Source organism: Bartonella capreoli, assembly GCF_902813205.1.
GTDB classification, from domain to species: Bacteria; Pseudomonadota; Alphaproteobacteria; order Rhizobiales; family Rhizobiaceae; genus Bartonella; species Bartonella schoenbuchensis.
On the sequence record NZ_CADDZX010000306.1, the window covers coordinates 1 to 412 of the forward strand.

A 412-nucleotide genomic window follows, 5' to 3' on the forward strand; every position below is an offset into this window, starting at 1 on the left:
AAAAACATATTTAGTTTTAGTAAAAATTTCAGATCTTGGAAAGAAGCTGTTTTGTTTTCCTCTCTCTACATGGCAATTACGTACAATTTTAAGTGTGCAATCATCCTCTCCGCATGTAAACGACATTTCATGTGTTTTGCCATTACGTTTAATTTGTAGTCGCAGCCAAACTGAAAGCGCATTGACAACAGAGACACCAACGCCGTGTAATCCTCCTGGCCCTTTATAAGAATATTGATCAAATTTTCCACCAGCATGAAGTTGGGTCATAATGCCTTCAGATGCTGACCCGCCTACCGTTAAGTGAATATCAGTTGGAATTCCACATCCATTATCACGGACAGAACAAGATCCATCAGCATGAAGCGTAACATTTACAAGGGTAGCAAGACCAGCTAAAGCTTAATCAATA

Annotated in this window: 1 pseudogene; it reads right to left on the reverse strand. The window is 39.1% G+C overall.

Annotation, left to right across the window (positions count from 1 at the left end):
* Positions 1 to 402 (reverse strand): annotated as a pseudogene (locus J7R05_RS08555) (ATP-binding protein); the annotation flags it as partial.
* Positions 403 to 412: the final 10 nt, after the last annotated feature.